Annotated in this window: 23 protein-coding genes; 11 read left to right on the plus strand and 12 right to left on the minus strand. The window is 71.6% G+C overall.

Annotated elements, in window-relative coordinates:
* Positions 1-5: 5 nt before the first annotated feature.
* The 8 genes from I5071_RS18045 to I5071_RS18080 all read right to left on the minus strand — a co-directional run bounded on the left by I5071_RS18045 (position 6) and on the right by I5071_RS18080 (position 7181).
* Positions 6-443, minus strand: coding sequence for an ExbD/TolR family protein (locus tag I5071_RS18045; RefSeq protein WP_236606715.1), 438 nt, complete (start codon positions 441-443; stop codon positions 6-8).
* Between the two features lie 4 nt (positions 444-447).
* Positions 448-1107 (minus strand): MotA/TolQ/ExbB proton channel family protein, encoded by a 660-nt coding sequence (locus I5071_RS18050; protein ID WP_053232909.1) that lies wholly within the window; start codon positions 1105-1107, stop codon positions 448-450.
* A gap of 272 nt (positions 1108-1379) precedes the next feature.
* The gene (locus tag I5071_RS18055; protein WP_236606716.1) at positions 1380-1595 is read right to left on the minus strand and encodes a hypothetical protein; all 216 of its coding nucleotides are present in this window, start codon (positions 1593-1595) and stop codon (positions 1380-1382) included.
* A 156-nt stretch (positions 1596-1751) separates the two neighbouring features.
* A complete protein-coding gene (locus I5071_RS18060; protein ID WP_236606717.1) occupies positions 1752-2597 on the minus strand; it encodes a sugar ABC transporter permease in 846 nt (281 codons plus the stop codon).
* On the minus strand, positions 2594-4831 hold the full coding sequence (locus tag I5071_RS18065) for an extracellular solute-binding protein (RefSeq protein ID WP_236606718.1): 2238 nt from the start codon (positions 4829-4831) through the stop codon (positions 2594-2596). Before I5071_RS18065 ends, I5071_RS18060 begins: the two co-directional genes overlap by 4 nt.
* Positions 4828-5907: an ABC transporter ATP-binding protein gene (locus tag I5071_RS18070; protein ID WP_236607658.1), complete on the minus strand. Its 1080-nt coding sequence runs from the start codon at positions 5905-5907 to the stop codon at positions 4828-4830. Before I5071_RS18070 ends, I5071_RS18065 begins: the two co-directional genes overlap by 4 nt.
* 98 nt (positions 5908-6005) lie before the next feature.
* On the minus strand, positions 6006-6194 hold the full coding sequence (locus I5071_RS18075; protein ID WP_236606719.1) for a hypothetical protein: 189 nt from the start codon (positions 6192-6194) through the stop codon (positions 6006-6008).
* Positions 6195-6401: 207 nt separating this feature from the next.
* Positions 6402-7181: a histidine phosphatase family protein gene (locus tag I5071_RS18080; protein ID WP_236606720.1), complete on the minus strand. Its 780-nt coding sequence runs from the start codon at positions 7179-7181 to the stop codon at positions 6402-6404.
* A gap of 107 nt (positions 7182-7288) precedes the next feature.
* Between I5071_RS18080 and I5071_RS18085 the strand changes: the two genes are divergently transcribed.
* A complete protein-coding gene (locus tag I5071_RS18085; RefSeq protein WP_236606721.1) occupies positions 7289-8902 on the plus strand; it encodes a mechanosensitive ion channel family protein in 1614 nt (537 codons plus the stop codon).
* A gap of 4 nt (positions 8903-8906) precedes the next feature.
* Here the strand turns inward: I5071_RS18085 and I5071_RS18090 are convergent, their stop codons facing one another.
* Genes I5071_RS18090 through I5071_RS18105 form a run of 4 tightly spaced genes read right to left on the minus strand, consistent with a single transcriptional unit; the run spans position 8907 to position 12700 of the window.
* Positions 8907-9947: a sulfate/molybdate ABC transporter ATP-binding protein gene (locus I5071_RS18090; RefSeq protein ID WP_236606722.1), complete on the minus strand. Its 1041-nt coding sequence runs from the start codon at positions 9945-9947 to the stop codon at positions 8907-8909.
* Positions 9944-10780, minus strand: coding sequence for a sulfate ABC transporter permease subunit CysW (gene cysW, locus I5071_RS18095; protein WP_236606723.1), 837 nt, complete (start codon positions 10778-10780; stop codon positions 9944-9946). The genes I5071_RS18090 and cysW overlap by 4 nt, the downstream gene beginning before the upstream one ends.
* Complete coding sequence (gene cysT, locus I5071_RS18100) at positions 10761-11648, minus strand: sulfate ABC transporter permease subunit CysT (RefSeq protein ID WP_236606724.1); 888 nt, start codon at positions 11646-11648, stop codon at positions 10761-10763. Before cysT ends, cysW begins: the two co-directional genes overlap by 20 nt.
* Positions 11645-12700, minus strand: a complete 1056-nt coding sequence (locus I5071_RS18105; protein WP_236606725.1) for a sulfate ABC transporter substrate-binding protein — start codon at positions 12698-12700, stop codon at positions 11645-11647. Before I5071_RS18105 ends, cysT begins: the two co-directional genes overlap by 4 nt.
* Positions 12701-12935: 235 nt before the next feature.
* Between I5071_RS18105 and I5071_RS18110 the strand changes: the two genes are divergently transcribed.
* The 10 genes from I5071_RS18110 to I5071_RS18155 all read left to right on the plus strand — a co-directional run bounded on the left by I5071_RS18110 (position 12936) and on the right by I5071_RS18155 (position 24275).
* Positions 12936-14522 (plus strand): sigma-54 interaction domain-containing protein, encoded by a 1587-nt coding sequence (locus tag I5071_RS18110; RefSeq protein ID WP_236606726.1) that lies wholly within the window; start codon positions 12936-12938, stop codon positions 14520-14522.
* Between the two features lie 162 nt (positions 14523-14684).
* On the plus strand, positions 14685-16052 hold the full coding sequence (locus I5071_RS18115) for a DUF1552 domain-containing protein (RefSeq protein ID WP_236606727.1): 1368 nt from the start codon (positions 14685-14687) through the stop codon (positions 16050-16052).
* Positions 16049-17719 carry a DUF1592 domain-containing protein gene (locus I5071_RS18120; protein ID WP_236606728.1) on the plus strand — a complete coding sequence of 557 codons (1671 nt, stop codon included), beginning with the start codon at positions 16049-16051 and terminating at the stop codon, positions 17717-17719. The genes I5071_RS18115 and I5071_RS18120 overlap by 4 nt, the downstream gene beginning before the upstream one ends.
* 160 nt (positions 17720-17879) lie before the next feature.
* Positions 17880-19139 carry a hypothetical protein gene (locus tag I5071_RS18125; RefSeq protein ID WP_236606729.1) on the plus strand — a complete coding sequence of 420 codons (1260 nt, stop codon included), beginning with the start codon at positions 17880-17882 and terminating at the stop codon, positions 19137-19139.
* Complete coding sequence (locus I5071_RS18130; RefSeq protein WP_236606730.1) at positions 19139-19492, plus strand: hypothetical protein; 354 nt, start codon at positions 19139-19141, stop codon at positions 19490-19492. Before I5071_RS18125 ends, I5071_RS18130 begins: the two co-directional genes overlap by 1 nt.
* A gap of 279 nt (positions 19493-19771) precedes the next feature.
* A complete protein-coding gene (locus tag I5071_RS18135; RefSeq protein WP_236606731.1) occupies positions 19772-21319 on the plus strand; it encodes a porin in 1548 nt (515 codons plus the stop codon).
* Positions 21316-22287 (plus strand): hypothetical protein, encoded by a 972-nt coding sequence (locus I5071_RS18140; RefSeq protein ID WP_236606732.1) that lies wholly within the window; start codon positions 21316-21318, stop codon positions 22285-22287. The genes I5071_RS18135 and I5071_RS18140 overlap by 4 nt, the downstream gene beginning before the upstream one ends.
* Positions 22288-22316: 29 nt before the next feature.
* The gene (locus I5071_RS18145; RefSeq protein ID WP_236606733.1) at positions 22317-23039 is read left to right on the plus strand and encodes a MotA/TolQ/ExbB proton channel family protein; all 723 of its coding nucleotides are present in this window, start codon (positions 22317-22319) and stop codon (positions 23037-23039) included.
* A gap of 3 nt (positions 23040-23042) precedes the next feature.
* Positions 23043-23468, plus strand: a complete 426-nt coding sequence (locus I5071_RS18150; RefSeq protein WP_236606734.1) for an ExbD/TolR family protein — start codon at positions 23043-23045, stop codon at positions 23466-23468.
* Between the two features lie 57 nt (positions 23469-23525).
* Positions 23526-24275 (plus strand): energy transducer TonB, encoded by a 750-nt coding sequence (locus I5071_RS18155; protein WP_236606735.1) that lies wholly within the window; start codon positions 23526-23528, stop codon positions 24273-24275.
* The last annotated feature ends 72 nt before the right edge of the window (positions 24276-24347 follow it).

Below are 24347 nucleotides of genomic sequence, written 5' to 3' on the forward strand. Positions count from 1 at the left end.
CTCGACTACTGCGCGAGGTCTTCGGGGCGGACGTTGATCGCGTAGCGCGTCACGCCCTCTTGGCGGAGCGAGTCGAGCACGTACACGAAGCGCGAGTGCTGGATGCGGCCGTCGGCCGCGATCGTCGCGCGCGACTCGTTGCGATCGGGGAGGCCCGCGACGTAGCGACGGATCGCCGGCCGGAAGGCCTCGTCGGAGATCGGCTGCGCGTCGATGTAGAGGTGCCCCTCCGAGTCGACCGACACCGCGAGCGTGCGCGGCGTCGTCGCCGACGAGTCCTCGGGCGTCGCCTGCGGCAGCTCCATCGGGATGCTGTGCGACACGATGTAGCTCGCGGTGACCATCAGGATGATCAGCAGCACGAGGACGACGTCGACGAGCGGCGTGACGTTGATCGAAGTGATCAGATCGTCGTCGCCACCACCACCGGTTCCACCGCCCATCGCGTCACTCCGCCGCGGCTTCCGCGACGCCGTTCTTACGGCGCTCGGACTTGAGGAACGCCAGCACTTCCCTGCCCATCGCGTCGGCGCGCGTGAGGCGTGCCTTGATGATGCGCTGGAAGAGGTTGAAGAACGCGACCGCGGGCAGCGCGACGAGCAGGCCGATCAGCGTCGCGACGAGCGCTTCACCGACCTCCGCCATCAGGCCCGCGCTGACCTGTCCCTGGCTCTCGTTGAGCTCGTGGAACGCGCGGATGATGCCGATGACGGTGCCGGCCAGCCCGACGAAGGGCGCGTTGTTGCCGACGGTGCCGAGGAACGCGAGGTTGCGCTCCATGTTCAGGCGCGAGATGGACGTCTGACCGTCCATGCGCTCTTCGGCCGTCTCCGCGCCGTCCTCGGCCGCGTCGAGCCCGGCGAGCGCGACCTGCGCCTCCACGCTCCGTGATTGCCGCATGCGGGTGCGCGCGGCGTCGACGTCGTTGGAGCGGAGCTTCGCGAGCAGGTCGCTCTTGAGCTTCGCGATGTCGTCGCGCGAGACGAAGAGGTAGTACGCGCGCTCGAGAATGATCGCCAAGCCCACGATCGACAGCAGCACGAGCAGCCACATGACCCACGTGGCCCCGAGCATCGCGAAGGCGGTGAGGCGTTCCTGGATGTCCATTCGGGCGAGATCCTGAGGTAAAAGGGCGCGAGAAGCCGCGGAACCCTACGAGAGGTGCATTGCAGACGCAACCAACATTGAGAATGCAATGTGGTTGCAGAACGCGTCTCTCGGCCAGCTATTCCCGAACGTCGTTCCGGGAACGCCTCACACGACTCCGCAGATGGGATCTTGGTCCAGCGGGAGTGCTCGCTGGTGGCGGGCCCGGACGGCAGCGTGCGGCGCACGCGGACGGGAGGGCTCTGCGCCGACGAGCCGTTTTTGGACACCTCTCAGCTGCGCCCGAGCTCGCGCGCGACCAGGCGCCAGACGTCGCTGACCGAATCGATCTCGAGACGCACGCAGGCGACGCGCAGCGCGGCCGCGGCGAGCGACGGGTCGACCCCGAGCTGCGCCGGAAGCGCTTCGGGCGCGACGCCCGCGAGCGAGAGCGCGATCACGCGCCGCTCGATGTCGTTGAGCCCGACCCTCGCTGCGAGATGCGCCACGACGCGCTCCGCAGCCGCCCCGTCTCCGTGCGTGCTCGCCCCCATGATCAACAAGTGGCGAGCCGCGCGCGAACCGGCTCAGGATTCTCTTGTCACCTCCGGCCATCGACGGGCCAGGTGCACGTCCTCGAACGGAGATCGCCTCGAACGGAGATCTCAGCCCTTCACGCCGCCCGCGGTGAGGCCGCCGACGAGCTGCCGTTGCAGCGCGTAGAAGAGCGCCATCACCGGGATCGAGACGACGATCGCGCCCGCCGCGAAGTGACCGAAGTTGGAGTCGTACTCGCTCGCGTAGCCGTTCAGGAGGATCGGCAGCGTGTAGAGGTCCTGCGAGGTCAGGAACGTCGCGGCGAGGATGAACTCGTTCCACGCGGTCATGAACGCGAAGAGCGCGGTCACCGCGAGCGCGGGGCGCGCGGCGGGGAGCACGACGCGGAAGAACGCGCCGGCGCGCGTCGCGCCATCGACCATCGCGGCCTCTTCGAGGTCGCGCGGGATCGCGTCGAACGCGCCTCGCAGCTGGAAGATCGCGAAGGGCACCGCGCTCGTCGCGTAGACGAGGACGAGGCCGGTGCGGGTGTCGAGCAGGTTCGACGCGTCGAGCAGCAGGTAGAGCGGGATCGACGCGGCGACGCCGGGGAACATCTGCGTCGCGAGGAGCGTGCGGGTCGCGCCGCGCGCGCCGACGAACTCGAAGCGCGAGAGCGCGTACGCAGCGGGCGTCGCGATCGCGATCGCGACGAGCGCGGTCGCAGCGCTCACGACGACGCTGTTGAGCAGCTGCAGCGCGAAGAGCCAGCGCCCTTCGTGCACGCGCATCACGACCGCCTCGAAGTGCTCGAGCGAGGGCTCGGTGGGCCACGGCAGGATGCGCCCACCGGTGGTCGCGCCGCTCGAGAGCGCCTGCGAGACGACCCACGTGACGGGATAGAGCGCGAACAGCACCGCGACCCAGAGGACGAGGTGCACCGCGAGCTCGCGGCCCAGCGCACGCGCCCTCATCGCGCGCCCTCCTTCGCGCTGCCCGAGCCCGGCAGCGCGCGCGTGCCGAAGTAGAGCAACAAGAAGATCAACACCGCGTACGCCGCGGCGTAGCCGTACTGATGGCCGCGGGTGAACGCCCAGCGATAGGCCTCGCTCACCAGGATCTCGGTGGTGCCGTCGGGCTCGCCCGCGCTCACGAGGTACACGACGTTGAACATGTTGAACGTCCACACCGCGCCCATCGCGACCGCGGGCGCGAGCGAAGGACGCAGCAGCGGGAGCGTGACGAAGCGGAACTGCTGCCAGCGCGTCGCGCCGTCGACCTCGGCCGCTTCGTAGAGGTCCTTGGGGATCGCGGTGAGCGCGCCGAGCGTGACGACCATCATGAACGGGAAGCCGAGCCACACGTTCGTCGTGACGTTCGCCGCGAACGCGGTGGACCAGCGCGCGAACCAGGAGATCGGCGGGGCGCCGAGCGCCTCGAGCATCGCGTTCACCGCGCCGAACTGCCGATGGAACATGCCGCGCCACGCGAGCGCGGTGACGTAGCTCGGCACCGCCCACGGCAGCACGAGCAGTACGCGGTAGAGGCCCTTGAAGCGCAGGGTCGATCGATTGAGCAGCAGCGCGAGCGCGACGCCGATCGCGACGTGCAGCGAGATGTTCGCCGCGGTCCAGAGCACGGTCACGACGAGCACCGCCCAGAACGATCCGTGGCCGAGCAGATCGCCGCCGCGCACCGTGATGATGTCGACGTAGTTCGAGAGGCCGACGTAGTGGAGGTCGCGCCCGTGGCCCGCGAAGAAGCTCGTGCCCGCGCCGACGACGAGCGGGAGGATCACGAGGATGCCGACCGTGATCGCGGCGTGCGCGACCCACGCGTAGGCAGGCATCGAGCGGCGCAGCGCGACGCGGAACATCGGGTCGCGCGCGCGACGCACCATCGAGAAGACCATCGCGAGCAGCACCAGGCCGAACGCGAGCAGGCCGGTCGAGGGATCGCGCGGCGCGGGAGGCTCGCGGGTCTCGTCGTCGAAGCGGTGCTGGCCTTGGGCGAGCGCTTCGTCGATCACGATCTCGCCGCGCAGAACGTTGCGGAGCGCGCGCTCCGCGGGGACGAACACCGCGCGCATGTTCGGGTGCGTCGGCGTGATGCGCGCGTGCGACGCGGCCTCGCGGAACGCGACGAGGCGGGTGTCGCGTGCGACCTCGGGATCGCTCCACACGCTGCGGGTCGCGACGACGTGGCCGCCGTGGATCGCGCGGAGGCGCGCGGCCTCGGGCGTCGCGAGGAAGACCGCGAGCGAGCGAGCCGCATCGAGATCGCGCGCGCCCTCGGCGACGAACGCCGCTTCGATGGTCGCGAACGCGCGCATCGGCTCGCCGTCGGCGCCGCGCACGATCGGGAGCGGGCGCACCGACCACTGCAGATCGGTCGGGAGATCGCTCGCGAACCACGGGCCGCTGATCGCCGTCGCGGCGCGCCCGCTGCGGAAGAGATCACGCACCAGCTCGTACGAGGTCTCCTCGGGGATCGTGCGGGTGCGCAGCAGTCGAAGGAGGTGATCGAGCGCGCGCTCGGTGCGCGGTCCGACGAACGCGTAGGTGCCGTCGGGCTCGAGCAGGCCGCCGCCGTACGCATGGAGCAGCGACGCGAACTGGTACGCGTCGTCGGCGTCCCACGCGAGCGGGAACGAGCCCTCGGGCAGCGTCGCGCGCAGCGCTTCGAGATCCTCGAGCGACTCGATGGTGCGATCGCCGAGCAGCGCGTCGTTGACGAAGAGCGCGGCGCTCTTGAGCTGCAGCGGCACGCCGTAGAGCGCGCCGTCGATCGTCAGCGCGTCGAGGTGTGCGCGCTCGAGCTCGGCGCCTGCTCGAAGCGATCGGTCGAGCTCCGCACCCAGCGGCTGGACCAGGTGCGACGAAACGTATGAGCTCAAACGATCGTGCGCGTCGACGAACACGTCGGGGCCGCGCTGCACCGGGATCGCGGACTCGAGCTTCGACGCGTACGCGCCGAACGGGACCGCGAGCATCTCGACACGGGTGCCGCGATGGCGCTGCTCGAACGCGTCCACCGCCGCGCGCAGGCCGCGCTCCTCGCGCTCGCCATAGGAGTGCCAGAGCGTGATCGTCGTCGTCTGGCCTCGCGCGGACGACACCCAGGTCAGCGTGACGCCCGCGATCAGAGCGAGCGCTGCCGTGAGCGCGGCCGAGAGCACCGCGCGCGTCTGGGTCCTCCGCCAGCTCATGAGAGCGTTCGCTCGGAGTCCGGATCGAAGAGGTGGAGAGAGCCCTGCGCGATGTCGAGCGCGAGGGTGTCGCCGGGGCGCGCGGCGCGCGCGCGATCACCTTCGAGGCGCGCGACGAACGGATGCGCGCCGACCTTGCCGTGCGCGTAGGCCTCGAAGCCCATCGCCTCGATCACCTCGACGCGCAGCAGGATGTCGGCGTGGCCGTTCGCGCTGGGCAGCACGTCGTGCGGGCGCACGCCGGCGAGCACGTTCTTGCTCGCGATGCGATCGTTCTGCGGGAGCTGCGCGTCGAGCCCGTCGGCGCGGATGCGGCCGTCGACGATCTCGCCGGGCACGAAGTTCATCGCGGGCGAGCCGAGGAACGACGCGACGAAGCGCGAGCGCGGCTTCGCGTAGACCTCGAGCGGCGCGCCGATCTGCTCGACGTGGCCCGACTTCAGCACGACGAGCCGGTCGGCGAGCGTCATCGCCTCGACCTGATCGTGCGTGACGTAGATCATCGTCGCGCCCTGCCCTTGCTCCTTCAGCCGAGCGTGCAGGCGCTTGATCTCGACGCGCACGTCGGCGCGCAGCGCGGCGTCGAGGTTCGAGAGCGGCTCGTCGAAGAGGAACACCGAGGGACGGCGCGCGATCGCGCGGCCCATCGCGACGCGCTGGCGCTGCCCGCCGCTCATCTGGCGCGGGTAACGATCGAGCAGCTTCTCGAGGCCGAGCATCTGCGCGACCTCGTCGACGCGCTCGGCGATCGTCTTCGCGTCGGTGCCGCGGAGCTTGAGACCGAAGCCGAGGTTCTCGCGCACCGTGAGGTGCGGATAGAGCGCGTAGCTCTGGAAGACCATCGCGACGTCGCGGTCGCGTGGCGGCAGCTGCGTGACGTCGCGTTCGCCGATCTTCAGCGTGCCGTGGTCGGGGATCTCGAGGCCGGCGATGGTGCGGAGCAGCGTGCTCTTTCCACAGCCGCTCGGGCCGACGAGCACGACGAGCTCTCCGTCGCCGACCTCGAGGTCGACTCCGCGCAGGATCGGGTTCCCCCCCAGATCCTTCTTGATTCCGCGCAGGCTCAGAGACGACACGGGGCCGGAAGAATGCCGGAGCCCGCACCACGTTTCCAGAGAGTTTCTTTCTCGTCGCGGAAGTCCGCGCAATCGCACGCGGTCCGCGCGATGGTCGGTCAGCCTTCGCCGTCGCGCACCAGCTGCGCGCGGCAGGCGCGCGCGGCGGCGAGCATCGTGGCGAGCACCGGGTCGGTCGAGGCTTGCGCCTCGAGCGCGACGAGGTCGTGATCGAGACGCCGGAGCTCGGCCGAAGCGAGCGTCGAGCGCGTGCGGCGGGGCGTGCGGTGATTGGTCTCGCGTTGCATGGGCGACACGAAGAGCAGCGCACGTGCCACGCACGGATGCCCGCAGATCGCGGAGAATTCGGCCGCCCGGCCACGCGGGTCGCCGGCTGGCGCAGCCGAGGTTTCCAGCGCGGATCGAGGACGTGTCGGCGCGAGGCCCGACGCGCACGACGAGGGCTCGGAGCACGCGAGGCGCCGCGCCCGGAGCGCGTCGTGCGCCGCGCGCGATCACCCGAACGCGGGCGTGGCGAAGCTGCGCAGCACCGGATGTGCGGTGCCGCGCACGAGGCGCGTGATCGATCCGGGACGCGGCGGATGCAGGCTCGCGCGCTCCGTCTCACCGATGCCGAGCTGCGACGCGACGCGACGCACGATGTCGTCGGGCGCGCCCTCGAGGATCTCGTCGTCGTGCGTGTCGGTGGCGTCGAGGTGCGCGGCGCAGTTGTAGGAGACGATGCGGACGCGGCGATCGGCGCCGACGTGCAGGTGCGTGATCGAGGTGTTGGTCGCGCCGATCAGCGGACGTCCGCGCAGACCCAGGAGGCGCATCACGATCGATCGGATCACGCCGCCGTGGGTCACGACGATCACGCGCTCGCCCTCGCGACCGCTCGCGATGAGCGCGTCGAGCGCGCGGTGCACGCGCGCGTCGAACGTGACCATCGACTCCGCGCCGCCGATCGGCATGTCGGTGCCCATCGCCATCGCCTGGACCTCCTCGGGGAAGCGCTCGCGCACTTCGCTGTGGAGGAGGCCGCCCCAGACGCCGAGATCGAATTCGCGCCACGCGGGGTCGTGGACGAAGTCCGCGCTGATCGCGGCGGCGGTGTCGCGGGTGCGCGAGAGATCGGACGCGATGCGGCGATCGAAGCGGACCTTCGCGAGACGCGCGCCGAGCTTCGCGGCCTCGGCGTGGCCCTGCTCGGAGAGCGGAACGTCGGTCTGACCCTGCCAGCGACCTTCGGCGTTCCAGATCGATTCGGCGTGACGAACGAGGACGATCTCCACGCGCCGCAGCATGGTGCGTGTGCTCGTTCGCGTCGACGTCGCGTGTTGCCACGCGGCAGACCACCTCGCTCCCCGGCGCTGGCACCGTGCCTGCGTGCCGCGGGCGCATGCGCACGCGCTTCCGCGCGCTCGCCTCGTGGGCTTCGTTCCTCGCGCTCGTCACGATGATGGCGGGGATCGTGCGCGCGCAGGGCGAGGTCGCGCTGCAGCCCACCGGGCTTCCGCCGCCCGACGAGCCGGTCGATCTCTCGACGCCGCGCCGCGCGCTGCGCTTCTTCGACGCGAGCGTCGCCGACGGAGAGTGGATCGACGCCTCGCGTGTGCTCGATCTTCGCGACGTGCCGCCCGAGCGCACGATCGCGCGGGGCGAGGAAGCGGCGCGCGCGATCGATGCGGTGCTGACCGATCGCGGCGCGACCCCCGAGTCGCTGCCCGACGATCCCGAGCCCGGCGGATCGCACGTCGTCGGCGTGGCGTGGATCCCCGGTGTCGAGCCCGGGGTCGTGATGCGCCGCCTGCTGCGCGATGGTCGTCCGGTCTGGGTCTTCTCGCGCACGACGGTGCGCGTCGCGCCCGACCTCGCGGCGCGCATCGATCGGGGGCCGATCGGCAATCGGCTCGGGCCGGCGCTGCGCGAGCCGCGCTTCGCCGAGCTCGAGCCGTGGCAGTGGATCGGCAGCGCGCTCGCGCTCGTGATCGCCGCGGTGCTCGCGACCGCGACGGGGCGCGCGCTGATGTGGCTGCTGTGGCGCTCGCTGCGCCGCGAAGAGCGCGCGAAGCTCGGGCGCGCGGTGCGACGGGTGCGCCCGCCCGCGCGGGTCGCGCTCACGCTCGCGTACCTCGGGCTGCTCGCGATGCTGCTGCGCTACCCGCCGAGCGTCGTCGCGGTGCTGGCGGACGCGTATCGCGCGGCGTGGATCGTCGCGGTCGGATGGCTCGTCGTGCGCGGCATCGACTTCGCGGCGCAGGTCGCGTCGGAGCGCGCGGCGGCGCGCCAGGGGTGGCGCGCGCGCATGGTGCGGACGCGCGTGATCCTGCTGCGGCGCGCGCTCAACGTGGTGGCGACCGTCGTGTTCGCGTCGGTGTTGCTGCTCCAGTTCCCCCCGGTGCGCGAGGTCGGCGTGTCGCTGCTCGCGTCGGCCGGTGTCGCGGGCGTCGTCGTCGGCATCGCGGCGCAGCGCACGCTCGGGAACCTGCTCGCGGGCATCCAGCTCTCGTTCACCCAGCCGCTGCGCGTGGGTGATCAGGTCGTGATCGAGAACGAGTTCGGCACCGTCGAGGAGGTGAACCTCAGCTACGTCGTGGTGCGGGTGTGGGATCAGCGCTGCCTGATCGTGCCGATGGCGCGACTGCTCGAGCTGCCCTTCCAGAACTGGACGCGCGCCGCCGACGATCTGATCGGCGACGTGTTCTTCTACGTCGACTTCGCGACGCCGATCGAGCGGCTGCGCCCGGAGATCGAGCGCTTCGTGCGCGCGCATCCGCTCTGGGATCGTCGCGTGCTCGGGGTGCAGGTCGTGGACGCGACCGAGCGCGCCGCGAAGGTGCGCGTGCTCGTGAGCGCGCGCGACGCGGGCGCGACGTGGGATCTGCGCTGCGCGACGCGCGAGTTCGCGCTCGGGCTGATGCAGCGCCTCGAGGGCGGGCGTTATCTGCCGCGCATGCGGCTCGACGAGCTCGAGCGCCCGAGCGAGGGCTCGGGCGCGCGACGCCTCTCGTGATCGATCACGACGCCGGATAGACGCGCTGCACGCGCGCGTCGATGCGCACCCTGCTGCCGCGCTCGGCGGCACGCGGTGCGTGGCGCGGCACGTGGGCGCGCACCGTGGGACCGCCGTCGATCGTCGCCTCGAGCTGGATGCGCTCGCCGAGATCCGCGATGCGCGAGATCGTCGCGTGCGCATCGCCGTCGTCGGCCGGCGCGACGTCGAGATCCCCCGCGCGCACCGCGATGCGCACGCGCTCGCCGGTGCGCGCTCCGACCACGGGCAGACGCAGCGCCCCGATCGCGATCGCACCGTTCTCGACGACCCCCTCGAGCACGTTCACGTCGCCGAGGAACGACGCGACGAACGCCGTCGCGGGCGCGTCGTAGAGCGCGGTGGGCGAGCCCTCCTGCTCCACGCGGCCTTCGTTCATCAGCACCACACGATCCGCGATCTCCAGCGCTTCTTCCTGATCGTGGGTGACGAGCACCGTCGTGACGTGCAGCTCGTCGTGGAGCGTGCGCAGCCACGCGCGGAGCTGGCGCCGCACCTTCGCGTCGAGCGCGCCGAAGGGCTCGTCGAGCAGCAGCACCTGGGGCTCGACCGCGAGCGCACGGGCCAGCGCGACGCGCTGGCGCTGTCCACCCGAGAGCTGCGAGGGATGCCGCCGCGCCATGCCCTCGAGCTGCACCAGCGAGAGCAGCTCGTGCACGCGCGCGCGGATCTTCTCCTCCGTCGGTCGCTCCTTGCGCGGCTTCACCCGCAGGCCGAACGCGACGTTCTCGAACACCGTCATCTCGCGGAAGAGCGCGTAGTGCTGGAACACGAAGCCCACGCCGCGCTCCGCGACGCCGGCCGCCGAGACGTCACGCCCCGAGAAGAGCACGCGTCCCGCGTCGGGCGCCTCGAGCCCCGCCATCACGCGCAGCAGCGTGGTCTTGCCCGAGCCCGAGGGACCGAGCAGCGCCACGAGCCCGCCGCGCTCGATGCGCACGGTCACGTCGCGCAGCGCGTGGTGCGCTCGATATCGCTTGGTCACGCCGATCGCTTCGATGCTCATGCGAGCGCTCCTCGGTTCTTCGCGCGCTGCTCGAGCAGCGCCTTCAACGTCAACGTCACGAGGCCCGACAGCGCGAGCAGCGACGCGACCGCGAACGCCGCGACGAAGTCGTACTCGCCGTAGAGCACCTCGACGTGCAGCGGCAGCGTGTTGGTCTCGCCGCGGATGTGGCCGCTCACCACGCTCACCGCGCCGAACTCGCCCGCGGCGCGCGCCGCGCAGAGCACGCAGCCGTAGAGCACGCCCCACTTGATGCGCGGGAGCGTCACGCGCGTGAGGATCGACCAGCCGCCCGCGCCGAGGCTCGCCGCGGCCTCTTCTTCTTCGCGCCCCTGGGCCTCGAGCAGCGGCACGAGCTCACGGGTCACGAAGGGCAACGTCACGAAGAGCGTCGCGAGGATCACGCCCGGCACCGCGTACACGATGCGGATGTCGTGCTCGGCGAGCAGCGGCCCGAAGGTGCCGCGCGCCCCGAAGAGCAGCACGAAGAGCAGGCCCGAGACCACCGGCGAGACCGCGAACGGCAGATCGACGATCGTCAGCAGCGCGCCCTTGCCCGGGAAGTCGTAGCGCGTGATCGCCCACGCCGCGGCGATGCCGAACGCCGCGTGGAACGGCACGACGATCGCGACCACGAGCCCGGTGAGCTTCAGCGCGTGCAGCGTGTCCTCGTTCGCGATCGCCGCGGCCCAGCGCGCCGGACCTTCCGCGAACGCCTCGACGAACACGACGACGAGCGGCAGCACCAGGAGCACCGCCATCGCGCCGATCGAGATCGCGGCGACGGCCCACGCCGCGCGCCCGCGCGGTCGCTCACGCGCCCTTTGCGCCACGATCCACCAGCCTTCGTTGCGCGGCGTTCACCGCGAAGAGCAGCCCCGCCGACGCGACGAGCATCGCGAGCGCGACGACCGCTGCGCTCGCGTAGTCGTAGCCCTCGAGGTGCGAGAGGATCCGCAGCGGCGCGATCTCGGTGCGCATCGGCATGTTGCCCGCGATGAACACGACCGAGCCGTACTCGCCGAGCGCGCGCGCGAACGCGAGCGTGGTGCCCGCGACGATCGAGGGCATCAGCGAGGGGAGGATCACGCGCAGGAACGTCTGGGCGCGCGACGCGCCGAGCGAGGACGCGGCCTCCTCGATCTCCGCGGGCAGATCCTCGATCACCGGCTGCACCGTGCGCACCACGAAGGGCAGCCCGGTGAAGAGCAGCGCGATCGCGATGCCCACGCGGTTGAACGCGAGCTCGATCCCGAGCGGCGCGAAGAGCGCGCCGACCCATCCGCTCGGCGCGCACAACGCGGTGAGCGCGATGCCCGACACCGCGGTCGGCAGCGCGAACGGCACGTCGACGATCGCGTCGAGCAGGCGTCGACCGGGCAGCTCGTAGCGCGCGAGCGTCCACGCGATCGCCACGCCGAGCGGCGCCGAGACGAGCGCAGCCACGCCCGACGCGCCCACGCTCAGCCCCACTGCCGCGAGCGTGCGCGCATCGGTCAGCGCGCGGACGATCGCGTCCCACGGCGCGCGCGCCACCGCGAGCACGAGCGCGCCGAGCGGCACCAGCACGAGCACCACGAGCACGGTGCCGGTGATCGCGAGCGAGGGCGCGAAGCCGGGGATCGATCGCGGCGGGCGCGCCGCGCGCGGAGCGACGCTGGGCGTCTCCTCCGCCTCGGCGACCACGGGCGTCGTGGTCACGTTCCGCCCTGCCCCGGCTGGTAGATCCGATCGAAGAGCGCGCCCTCCGCGAAGTGCGTCGCGTGCGCGCGCTCCCATCCGCCGAACACCTCTTCGACGGTGAAGAGCGTGATCGTCGGGAACGCCTGCGCGTGCCGCGCTGCGACCGCCGCATCACGCGGCCGGTAGTGTTGGCGCGCCACGATCTCCTGGGCCTCGGTCGACCAGAGGTGCCGCAGGTACGCCTCCGCGACCTCGCGCGTGTGGTGGCGCTCGACGTTGCGATCGACCCACGCGGCCGGAGGCTCGGCGAGGATGCTCTCGCTCGGGATCACGATCTCGAGGCCGGCGTCGGGGCTCTCCGCGAGCAGGAGATGCGCTTCGTTCTCCCACGTGAGCAGCACGTCGCCGATGCCGTTGCGCGCGAACGTCGTCGAGCTGCCGCGCGCGCCCGAGTCGAGCACCGGCACGCGCTGGTAGAGCGCGCGCACCATCTCGGTGCCCGCCTCGTCGCCGGTGCGTCCGTCGTAGCCGTGGCGCAGCGCGTACCCGTACGCGCCGAGGTAGACGTAGCGCGCGCCGCCCGACGTCTTCGGGCTCGGCGCGATCACCTGGGTCTCGCCGCGCACGAGATCGTTCCAGTCACGGATTCCGCGCGGGTTGCCGCGACGCACCACGAACACGATCGTCGAGTAGAACGGCGAGCTGTGATCGGGCAGGCGCGCCGCCCACTGCGGGTCGAGCAGCTGCTGTCCCTCGCGCGCGATCGCGTCGACGTCGAAGGGCAGCGCGAGGCTCACCACGTCGGCGTCGAGCCCGTCGATCACCGCGCGCGCCTGACGGCCCGAGCCTCCGTGCGACATGCGGATCTCCACCCGCTGTCCGCCGTGATCGCGCGCCCATGCGGTGGCGAACGTCGGGTTGATCTCGGCGTAGAGCTCGCGCGTCGGATCGTTCGAGACGTGGAGCAGCGTGATGGTCCCCTGCCCATCGCTCGCGCCGCCGCCGGAACATCCGGAGAGCGTGATCAGCAGTGCGGAGGAGAGGAGCAGTGGGAAAGCGCGGGCTCGCATCGCGCGGCGCCCTTCGCCAGAGGCATGCCAGCTCGAGAGCCCCGCGGTTTTCACGGGCTGGCATGTCGCACCCGTGACCCGCCACGGGTTGCTCTGGCGTTCCGTGCCGGGTCACGGGATGATCCGTGAGATGTCACGGATTCCCCCGCGCCCGTCACGGGCCGAAGTCCACGACCATAGAGGCGCCAAGGGTCTCGACGCGGGCACGCCTCGTGCTGAGCGCGCCAAGCCCACGATGATGCTCGAGCTCGAGATCTGGCGCGAGGCGTGTCGTCACCTCGACATCCACGACTCGCTCTCGCGCATGTTGCCGGTGCTGGCGAGGCACCTCCCGATCGACGCGATCACCTTGCGCCGGCTCGACGTGCCGCGCGCACGGCTCGAGACCGTCGCACAGGTCGGCCGCACGGTCGACGTGACGCAGGCGCCCTTCGAGCTGCCCGCGCCGCAGATGGCGCGCGTGCTCGCGCTCTTCGAGCGACGCACCGCGCACGCGACGCGGCTCGACGGCGACGATCCGCTCTTCGGCGCGACGCCGAGCGAGGACCCATCGCGCGTCGCGAGCGACGTGATCGTCGCGCCGCTCGCCGACGACGAGGGGCCCGCGGGCGTGCTCGCGCTGATCGCGCGCGAGGGCGCGAGGGTGAGCGCGGACCACGCGAAGCTCGTGAGCACGATCGTCGAGCCGCTCGTCGTGGCGCTCGCGAACGATCGCCGCGTGCACGAGCTCGCCCAGCTGCGCGAGGCCGCGCTCGCCGAGAACCGTGCGCTGCTCACGCGGCTCAATCGCCAGAGCATCGTCGAGTCGATCATCGGCGAGCGCGGCGGCCTGCGCACGCTGATGGAGCGCGTCGAGCAGGTCGCGAACGCCGAGGTGCCGGTGCTGCTGCTCGGCGAGACCGGCTCGGGCAAGGAAGTGATCGCGCGCGCGCTGCACGAACGATCGCGGCGCCGCGAAGGGCCGATGGTGCGCGTGAACTGCGGCGCGATCCCGAGCGAGCTGATCGACAGCGAGCTCTTCGGGCACGAGCGCGGCTCGTTCACCGGCGCGGTGGGAACGCGCAAGGGTTGGTTCGAGCGCGCCGACGGCGGGACGCTCTTGCTCGACGAAGTGGGCGAGCTGCCCGCGGCCGCGCAGGTGCGCCTCCTGCGGATCCTGCAGGAGGGCACGCTCGAGCGCGTCGGCGGCCAGCGCACGCTGCACGTCGACGTGCGGATCGTCGCCGCGACGCACCGCGACCTGCACCAGATGGTGCAGGCGGGTCAGTTCCGCGAGGACCTCTGGTATCGCCTCTCGGTGTTCCCGCTGCGCCTGCCACCGGTGCGCGAGCGCCTCGAGGATCTCCCCGAGCTCGCGTCGCACTTCGCGGCGCGCGCGGGCGCGCGGCTCGGCGCAGGACCGCTCACGCCGACGCGCGAGGATCTGCACCTGCTGCTCGCGTACTCGTGGCCCGGCAACGTGCGCGAGCTCGCGGCGGTCATCGAGCGCGCGGCGATCCTCGGGCACGGCAAGAAGCTCGAGGTCGCGGCGGCGCTCGGCCTCGGTGGGCCGCTCCCGACCGCGCCGCGAACGACGGCGAGCGCGCCGCGCGCGGAGACGAACGGGCACGGCACGACGCTGCCCGCGGTCGAGGCGAGGTCGCAGAAGCTCGACGACATCGTGGTCGCGCACATCGAGCGCGTCCTCGCGTCGACGCGCGGACGCATCGAGGGCCCGAAGGGCGCGGCGGCGCTGCTCGGGATCAACCCGCACACGCTGCGGGCGCGCATGAGAAAGCTGCGGCTCGACTGGAGTCGGTTCCGCGGCGCCGACGCCGACTGAAGGAAGATCCAAATCGGCTCGCCCACTCCGGGCCCTCCCGTCCGCGTGCTCCGCACACCCGTGCGGGCCCTCCGCCGGCGAGCACTCCGCCTGAACTGATCTCGCGGTGTGACCCGATCGGCGCGCGACGCGCCACTGGCCCTCCTGCGACCCAGGAGGACCATGTCGCCTCGCGATCGATCGACGAAGGGCCCGGCCGAGCGACGCTTGCGACGGCGCGTGTTCCTCACCGCGCTCGGCCTCGGGCTCGCGGCGCCGTTCGCGACGCGGCTCGCGCGTCTCGCGAGCGCGCAGGCGGAGCGGCCGAAGCGGCTCTTCGTGTTCTACGTGCCGCACGGCGCGCCGCCCGAGCACATGAACCCCGTCGGGTCGGGGGCGAGCTTCTCGCTCGAGGGCAGCGGCGTCGGCGTGTTCGGTCCGCTCGAGCCGTGGAAGCAGCTCACCACCGTGCTGCGCGGGCTGGAGATCAAGGATCACTCGAACCACGCCGCGATCCGCGCGGTGCTCACCGACGGCGGCGACGTGTCGATCGACTTCGCGATCGCGCGCGCGCTCGAGACGCGACCGCTGGTGCTCGGCGCGCTGCCGCATCGCGCGGGCGGGCTCGACGCCGACTCGTTCCTGGTGCGCGACGGGGAGTGGGTGCGGCCGATCTCCAACCCGGTGCGCGCGTACGACGAGACCTTCGCGGGCATCGGCGGCGGCACCGGGCCCGATCCGGTCTCGGACGAGATCGCGTTCCGCAACGCCGCGCTGGGTCTCACGGAGGGCGAGCTCGACACGCTCGCGCGCTCGCTGCGTGGCCTGACGCGCGAAGAGGACAAGCTCGCGCGGCACCTCGCGGCGGTGCGCACGCTGCGCGCGGAGATCGAGATGCCGCCGCCCAGCGGCGCGACGTGCACGACGCGTCCTTCGATCGCGCGCGTCGATGCGCTGCGCGGGAACGACGACGCGTTCTTCCTTCGCGACGAGAACTTCGGCGCGATCGCGCAGGCTCAGGTCGAGATCGCCGCGCAGGCGCTGCTGTGTGGCGTGACGCGCGTCGCGACGATCCAGAACATGTACGTGAACGCCAACGTGCCCTTCGGGCACATCGGCATTCCCGAGGGGCACCACGAGCCGATCTCGCACTCGCTGAACGGCCCGGGTCGCGAGAAGTTCGCGCGCTGTCAGCGCTGGATGTACGAGCAGGTCGCGCGGGTCGCGCAGATCCTCGACGTGCCCGATCCCGAAGATCCCTCGCACACCGCGCTCGAGAATTCGGTGCTGGTGGTGACGAGCGAGATCGCCGACGGCAACGGGCACCTCTCGCGCAAGGCCGAGGTGTGGGTCGAGGGCCGCGCCTACCAGCAGTTCGTGCCGACGGTCGTGATCGGCGGCGGCGGAGGCGCGCTGCGCGGCGGTCAGGTGATCGATTTCGAGAACCGGGCCCACGGCGACGCGCTGCTCACGATCGCGCAGGCGATGGGCGCGCCGATGACGAGCTTCGGCATGAACGGGCGCACGCCGATCGCGGAGATGCGGGCATGAAGCGCCTGGTCGTCATGGCGCTGTGCGGCGCGCTCGCAGGGTGTCTCGGCGAGATCGGCGGTCCTGCCGCCGGGCCCGATGGGATGTTGCCGACCGATCGCCCACCGACCGACGAGCCCGATCCGCCGGTGGTGCCGCCGGTCGATCCCACCGCGCGCTGCGAGACCTCGGAGGTCGGGCCGCCGCTCCTGCGGCGGCTCACGCGCGGCGAGATCGATCGCACGCTGCGCGCGGTGTTCCCCGAGATCGCGGGCGAGTGGAGCGGAGTGCGCCTCGGGCCCGATCTCAATCAGACGGGGTTCACCAACAACGCGACTGCGCTGGTGGTGGGCAATCAGACCGCGCGCGATCTGCTCGAGACCGCCGAGGAGGTCGCGACGCTGATGACGCGCCCCGCGACGCTGAGCGCGACGCTCCCCTGCGCCTCGAGCGGTGATGCGTCGTGCGCGGGACAGCTGGCGGATCGATATGGAGCGCGCCTGTTCCGTCGCCCGCTCTCGAGCGACGAACGGAGTCGATATCTCGCTCTCCATCAGCGAGTGTCGGGTGAGTCGGACTTCGCGACGGGCGCGAAGTGGACACTCGTCGCGATGATCCAGTCGCCGCACGCGGTGTATCGCTCCGAGATCGGCGGAGGCGCGGGGTTCGCGGCGGGTGACGCGCGCGAGCTCGATGCGTACGAGCTCGCGAGCCAGCTCGGCTACACGTTCGGCGGAGGCCCGCCCGACGACGCGCTGCTCGCGATGGCGCAGAGCGGTGGGCTCGCCGATCCCGCGGTGCGCATCGCCGAGGCGCGACGACTGCTCGAGACGCCCGGCGGTCACGGCGTCGTGCAGCAGTTCTTCCGCGAGCACTTCCGCTACGAGAACGTGGCATCGCAGACCAAGGAGCACGTCGGCGAGGCGTTCACGCAGGTGCGCGGCGCGATGGTCGACGAGACGAGCCGCTTCGTCGACGAGGTGCTCTACGAGCGCGACGGAGATCTGAGCGAGCTGCTCACGGCCGACTACACGATCGTCGATCCCACGCTCGCGACCTTCTACGGCTTCCCCGCGCCCGCGGGCGGGACGCCGTCGCTCGTCACGCGCCCCGAGGGGCGCGGCATCGGCCTCCTCGCGCAGGGCTCGATCCTCGCGGGCACGTCGAACGTCACGCATAGCTCACCGACCAACCGCGGCCTGCTCGTGTTCGAGCGACTGCTCTGTCAGGTGCGCCGTCCGCCGCCGCCCGGCGTGTCGACCCAGCTCGAGCCCGCCGAGGGGCGCACCACGCGCGAGCGCATCGAGACCGTGCACACGCGCGACGCCTTCTGCGCGTCGTGTCACTCGCAGTTCGACCCGATCGGCTTCGGCTTCGAGCACTACGACGAGGCGGGGCGATATCGCGACCTCGAGGCGGGGATCGCGGTCGACGCGTCGGGCTCGATCCCGCAGACCGGCGCGACCTTCGTCGGGCAGGAAGAGCTCGCGCGCGCCCTCGCGGCGTCGGAGGACGTCGCAGTGTGCGTGTCGGGGCAGATGACGCTCTACGCGTACGGCGGCGGAGGTCAGGTGGAGTGCCTCGGCGAGAGCGCGCGACAGGCGCTGCTCGACGGCGAGGTGGGCATCCTCGAGTTCCTCGCCGCGCTCGCCGCGGAGCCGCACTTCACGTCTCGCCGCGTCCGTTGATGGAGCGAGCCGTGCCCGCGCACGGGCCGTGACCGGGCACGGCGACTCGATCGCGAATCCGTGCGTCGGCGCTGGGGAGAGCATCGGATTTCGCGGGATCAGCACCTGAATCGGACTGGCACTCTCCGTGCTCAGCGGGCCGCGGCCACGAGGAGCACTGATGAAGAGCCGAGTCCCGATTCGCTTGTTGATTCCCGCGCTGCTCGCGCTCGCTGCACCGCTGTTCGCGGCGTCGCGCGCCGATGCGCAGACGAACTGTCGAGACCTGCCCAACGTCGTGATCGGCGCGGGCGGCAGCGCGTCGGTGCCGCTGCTCGCGAGGGTCGGCGCCGCGCTCCGCAGCGTCGAGAATCCCGCGGTGACGGTCGTCTATCAGTCGCCCGGCGCATGCTTCGGCATCACGCCGTACGTCGACGGCACGACGATCACCGGCACCGCGAGCTACTGGGATCCGCCGCCCGCCGGAAGCCCGGCCGGCACCGCGCCCGTGCAGCGCACGTGCAACCTGCCGCTGACCGGCGTGGTGCCCGACTTCGGCATGATGGGCACCGCGGGCACGCTCTGCGAAGGCGTCACCGAGATCCCCGCGGGCATCGGTGATTTCGCGGGCCCGATCACGTCGTGGAGCCTGATCGTCCCGCAGACCTCGGCGCAGACCGTGATCGCCGCCGAGGCCGCCTATCTGCTCTACGGCTTCGGCCCTGCAGAGGCGCAGGTCTCGCCGTGGACCGATCCCGCGCACTTCTGGGGCCGCAACCCGACCTCGGCCGCGCTCATCGCGATCGCGCTCGCGATCGACGTGCCGCCCGAGCGGATGGGCTCGTGGTTCTCCGGCGATCGCATGGCGTGGGACGTCCGCACCAACCAGGCGATGATCCAGCGCGTCTACGAGAGCGGTCAGGTCGCGCCGGAAGCGACGCTCGGCTTCGTCAGCACCGAAGTCGCCGACAACGCGCGCGATCAGGTGCGCACGCTCGCGTATCAGCACTACGAGCAGTCGTGCGGTTATCTGCCGGACTCCACCGCGACGCGCTTCGACAAGCGCAACGTGCGCGACGGGCACTATTTCCTCTGGTCTTCCTATCATTTCTACGCGCCGGTCGACGGCGCGGGCCAGCTCACGAATCCGCTCACGCGCGCGCTGGTGGGTTATTTCACGGGTGAGGTCGAGACGCCGGAAGAGCTCCCGCTGCTCGAGATCACCGCGCAGAACGGGAACATCCCCGAGTGTGCGATGCAGGTGTGGCGCGACACCGACATGGGGCCGCTCTACAGCTATCTGCCGACCGCGCCGTGCGGCTGTTACTACGAGGAAGTCGCCACCGGCACCGCGCCCGCATCGTGCACGGCGTGTGACGAGGCCAGTGACTGCACCGCGCCCGGCTCGGTGTGCCGCTTCGGATATTGCGAGGTGCGGTGATGCGTACGACGGCGATTCTCACCCTCCTCGCGATGCTCGCGATGGGATGCGAGCGCGACAATCCCACGCCGCCCGATGCCGGTGGCCGGCGTGATGCGCAGGTCGACTCGGGTGAGCTCGACGGCGGGCAGGACCCCGAGCCCACCGACGCGCAGGTCGATGCGCAGCTGCCGGATCGCGAGCTGCCCGACGGCGGCGAATGCACGAGTCGGCCCGACTGCTGGTCGTGCCTTCCCACCGAGCCCGAGCACTTCCTCAACGGATGCACCGACTCGACGTGCATCGAGTTCCCGATCACCCAGGCGCGCCTGCCGCGACTGCGCGCCGATGGAACGGTGCCGCCGCTTCCGTGAGGCGTGAGAGCGATCGAGAGAGGCCCCGAGCGTCCTTGTGATGCTCGGGGCCTCTCGCATTTCACGGTTCCGTGATCGGCTCCCAGCGCGGAGCACGGCCCGTCGGATCCCACGGGCTCGATCCATCACGGGACACGGCGCCCGTGATCGAATCGGGCCGGATCCAGCGATTTTCACATGTCCCGATTGGGTTTCGCGGGATGGCATCGAGCGTGCTCACGGGTCGCGCCGCGTCGAAGGACGCAATCGCCGATTCGACCCCATCGATCCGGAGCCCGCTTGTCCATCGTTCCGCGATTCCGTCGCTCGCTCGCGCAGACTCTCGCGCTCGTCGCGCTCGCATGGGCGCCCGCGAGACCCACTCAGGCGCAGTCCGCGACCATCGAGATCGAAGAGGACGACGAGGAGATCGTCGTCCCCGCGACGCCGCCATCGCCGCCGGCCGAGAGCGCACCGGTCGCGTCCGAGCCGAGCGAGGTGGAGCGACTGCGCGCCGAGCTCGCGACGTTGCGAGAGCGCCTCGACGCGATCGACGCCGAGCGCGCGCGCGAAGCGACGGAATCGGCCGAAGAGCCGCCGCCTGCCGAGCCCGTGCAGGAGCAAGAGAGCCCGAGCCTCGACGTGCCCGCCCAGCTCCAGCGCTGGGGCCTCGCGCTCAGCGGCTACATCCAGGCGCAGTACGAGTGGAGCGATCTCAGCGAGGACCAGCTGCTCCAGGGCGGCGTGGTGCTCAATCGGAATCGCTTCTCGATTCGCCGCGGGCGAATCCGACTCGCCGGAGAATGGGAGCACTTCGCGTTCGAGATCGAGCTCGACGGCAGCACGACGCGCGGGCCCTTCTTCGGACTGCGACGCACCACGGTGTCGGCGCTGCTGCGCAATCCGCAGCCCGGACTGCCACCCTTCGTCGAGCTGTCTGCCGGTCTGACCGAGATTCCGTTCGGCCACGAAGTGCGGCAGAGCCAGCGCGACTGGCTCTTCATGGAGCGCTCGCTGGGCTCGCTCGCGTTCTTCCGCGGTCCGCTCGATCTCGGTGTGCGCGCGCAGGGCGGACTCGGTGTGCTCCGCTACGACGTCGCGGTGATGGGCGGCACGCCGCTCGACGATCGCGCGGGTCAGGGCTTCGCGGTCGATCCGACGTCGGCGCCCGACATCGTCGGTCGCGTCGGGGTGGAGACCGTGAACGAGCGCGACTTCGAGCTCGCGGGCGGCGTCTCGTTCCTCTGGGGCACCGGGTTCCACCCCGGACAGGACGCGGTGAAGGGCCGCCTCGAGTGGCGTGATCTGAACGAGAGCGGGACGCTCGACACCGGCGAGATCGTCGCGATCCCGGGCCGCGCCGCGACGCCCTCGCTCACGTTCGAGCGCTGGGGCGTGAACCTCGATGCGCGCGCCGGCGTGCGCACTCCGATCGGTTGGACCCGCCTCTTCGTCGAAGCGACGCTCGCGAGCAACCTCGATCGCTCGCTCTTCGTCGCCGATCCCGTCGAGACCGGGTTCGATGTGCGGCAGCTCTCCGCGTACGCCGCGCTCACCCAGGAGATCTTCGACTGGGGCCTGCTCGGCTTCCGCTACGACTACTACGATCCGAACTCGGATCTCGTCGATCAGCGACGTGGTCTGTCGGTGCCGGCCGACGCGGCGATCCACACGTTCTCTCCGCTCGTCGGAGTGCGCCTGCCGCCCGAGGTCGCGCCCGGCTTCGCCGGTCGACTGGTGTTCCAGTACGACGCCATCGTCGACGCGCTCGGCCGCGACGCGCGCGGAGTGCCTGCGGACCTGCGCAACGACCAATTCACGGTGCGCGTGCAGGGAGAGTTCCGATGAGCGCGGCAGTCCGGACTGGCATCCTGATTGGCATGCTCGCGGCCGTCGCGTGCACCGGTGAGGTGAGCCCGCTCGGCGTCGAGGAGCCCATCGCGGTGCAGGGCGCGGAGCTGCGCCGCGGCCACGATCTGCCGGGCGCCGCCGAGCTCGAAGAGGGCCCGCGCGTGACCGCGATCGAGTCGACGGGCGGCATCTGGGCGCAGGGCCAGCTCGATCGCACGCTGCAGGGCCGCGCGAGCGAGGAGACGTGGGCGATCGGCCTCGAGATCGTCGGGCTCGGGAGCGGGTACTGGAGCCTGCCGGTGGGCGCGCTCGATCCCGCGTTCCCCGGCGAGCGCGTGTGGTCGGTGGAGCTGGACGTGAGCGGTGGTCTGCCGCCCGGTCTGCACACCTTGCGCGTGGTCGCGATCGACGAGAGCGGCCGCGGGGGCGCGTGGAGCGAGCTCGACGTCTGCGTCACCGACCCGCGCGTCGCCGACAACTTCAATGCGTGCGACCCGACGCTTCCGCCGCCTGCTGGGGTGGTCGCGCTGACGTGGGACGACGACGTCGATCTCGATCTCGTGGTCGTCACGCCCGACGGGAAGACCGTCGACGCGCGTCATCCCACCACCGCGCTCGCCGACGACTCGGGGCGCATCCCGCCCGAGGTGCTGCGCGATCCGACGGTCGGACGGCTCGACGGCGACTCGCTCGCAGCGTGCGAGCCCGACGGCCGCAACAGCGAGAGCCTGACGTTCCAGGAGCCGCCGGGCGGCGGCGGCACGTACCTCGTGTACGTCAATCTGTTCGACGCGTGCGGGCACCCGAGTGTGCGATTCGCGGTGACCACCTACGCGCGCGAGCAGACCGGAGAGGGCCAGTTCCGACTCGTGCAGACCGGTCAGACGACTGGCGCGCTGATGTCGATGGCGGCGAACGGCGGAGCGGGCAGTCCGCTCTACGTCACCGCCGTCGAGATTCCCTGATTCCGCAGGAACTCGAGAGACGTAGCAACATGGACATCGTCGAATCCCTCCTCCGCGTCGCGCTGCTCGGCTCGAGCTGGGTGCTCTGGCTGCTGCTCGCGCTCTCCGTCGTGTCGTTCGCCGCGATGGCGGAGCGCTGGGTCTTCTTCCGGCGCAATCGCGCCGGCGGCGAGGCGCTGCGTCGCTCGCTCGCGAAGGCGCTCCACGAGGACGACGAAGCAGCGCTCTCGAAGGCGCTGATCTCGAATCCCTCGGTCGAGGCCGACGTGCTGCGCGCCGCGCTCGAGTGGCGTCGCGGCGGGCCCGAGGCGTTCTCCGACGCGGTCGAGAGCGAGATCGGCCGGGCCCGCGCGCAGCTCGAGCGCAGCATGACGCTGCTCGGCACGCTCGGGAACAACGCGCCGTTCATCGGCCTCTTCGGCACGGTGCTCGGCGTCATCGAGGCGTTCCACCACCTCTCGGACGGCGCGGGCGAGGCCGCGATGGGCAACGTGATGAGCGGCATCGCCGAGGCGCTCGTCGCGACCGGCGTCGGCATCTTCGTCGCGATCCCCGCGGTCGTCGCCTACAACGTCGCGCAGAAGAAGATCGCCGACGTCGAGAACGACGTGCACGCGCTCGCGAAGCTGGTCACCGCATGGCTGCGCACCGGCGGCGAGCACCCCGTGCACGCGACCACGAAGAGCCCGTCGCGCGTGCGCGACGACGCGCGACCCGAGCTCACGCTGGCGGCCGCCGAGGCGGGGGAGTGAGCGATGGCTGCGACGACGTCGAGCGGAGGTCGTGGGCGCCGGGGTGGCGGGATGATCGTCGGCATCAACGTGACGCCGATGGTCGACGTCGTGCTCGTGCTGCTCGTCATCATGATGGTCTCGGCGACCTACATCGTGTCGCAGAGCATGCACGTCGATCTGCCGAACACCGCGACGTCCGACGGGAGCGCGGCATCGCTCGCGGCGGTGAGCATCGCGGCGGACGGCTCGCTGCAATTCAACGGTGAAGCGGTCGACGAGGCCGCGCTGATCACGGGCCTGCGCGATGCGCGCGCCCGCGATCCCGAGCTGACGCTGATCGTGAGCGCGGACCGCGCCGCGCAGCACGGCGTGGTGGTTCACGTCCTCGACGTCGCGCGCACCGAGAGGATCACGAGCTTCGCAGTCCAGGTCGAGCGCACGCAGTGATCCGACTGGCACGCTGACTGGCACCCTGACTCCCACCCTCCACGCGGCGCATCCACCGTGGCGAAGAATCGCATCGTCCTGCTCTACGTCGGCAGTCTGCTGGCGCACGGCGTGCTCGCGGCCGCGGTCTCCGCGATCGAGCCGCCGGCGCGCGTGGAGACCGTGCGCATCACGATGCGCGAAGCGCCTCCGCCGCCGCCCGAGCCCGTGGAGCCGCCGCCTCCGCCGCCCGAGCCCGAGGCGCCGCCGCCTCCTCCACCCGAGGCCGCGCCGGAGCCCGCACCGCCGCCGCGACCGCGCGCCGAGCCTCCGCCCGAGGCCGCACCGCCGCCGCCGGTGCCGGCCGCCGCGCCGCTCGACTTCGGCGTCGCGATGCAGGGCGGCGTCGGGCTCGGTGGTGTCGCGGTGCCGGTCGGCGACGTGCACGCGAGCCCCACTGCGCCGCGCGAGGCCGTCACCCGCACCGCGAGCGCACGCACGCTCGAGGCGCCGCAGGAAGAGCGCGCGCCGCGCGCGGCGAGCGAAGACGCGTGCGCCGAAGAAGCGACGCGGCCGCGACCGGTCTCGATGCCCCAGCCGGCCTACACCGACGAAGCGCGCACGGCACAGATCGAGGGGCGCGTGCGGGTGCGCATCGAGGTCGACGCGACCGGCGCGGTGACGAACGTCGAGGTCGTCGAGGGCCTCGGGCACGGCCTCGACGAGGCCGCGGCGGCGGCGGTGCGCGACGCGCGCTTCGAGCCCGCGATGCGCTGCGGCGAGGCCACCAGCGCGACCTTCACGATCTCGGTGCGGTTCACGTTGTGAGCACGGCATCCACGACCAGCGCGCTGATCACGGCCGCTCCACCGCTCGTCCCCCTGACTCTCCTCCTGCTCC

The organism is Sandaracinus amylolyticus, assembly GCF_021631985.1.
Classification (GTDB): domain Bacteria; phylum Myxococcota_A; class Polyangia; order Polyangiales; family Sandaracinaceae; genus Sandaracinus; species Sandaracinus amylolyticus_A.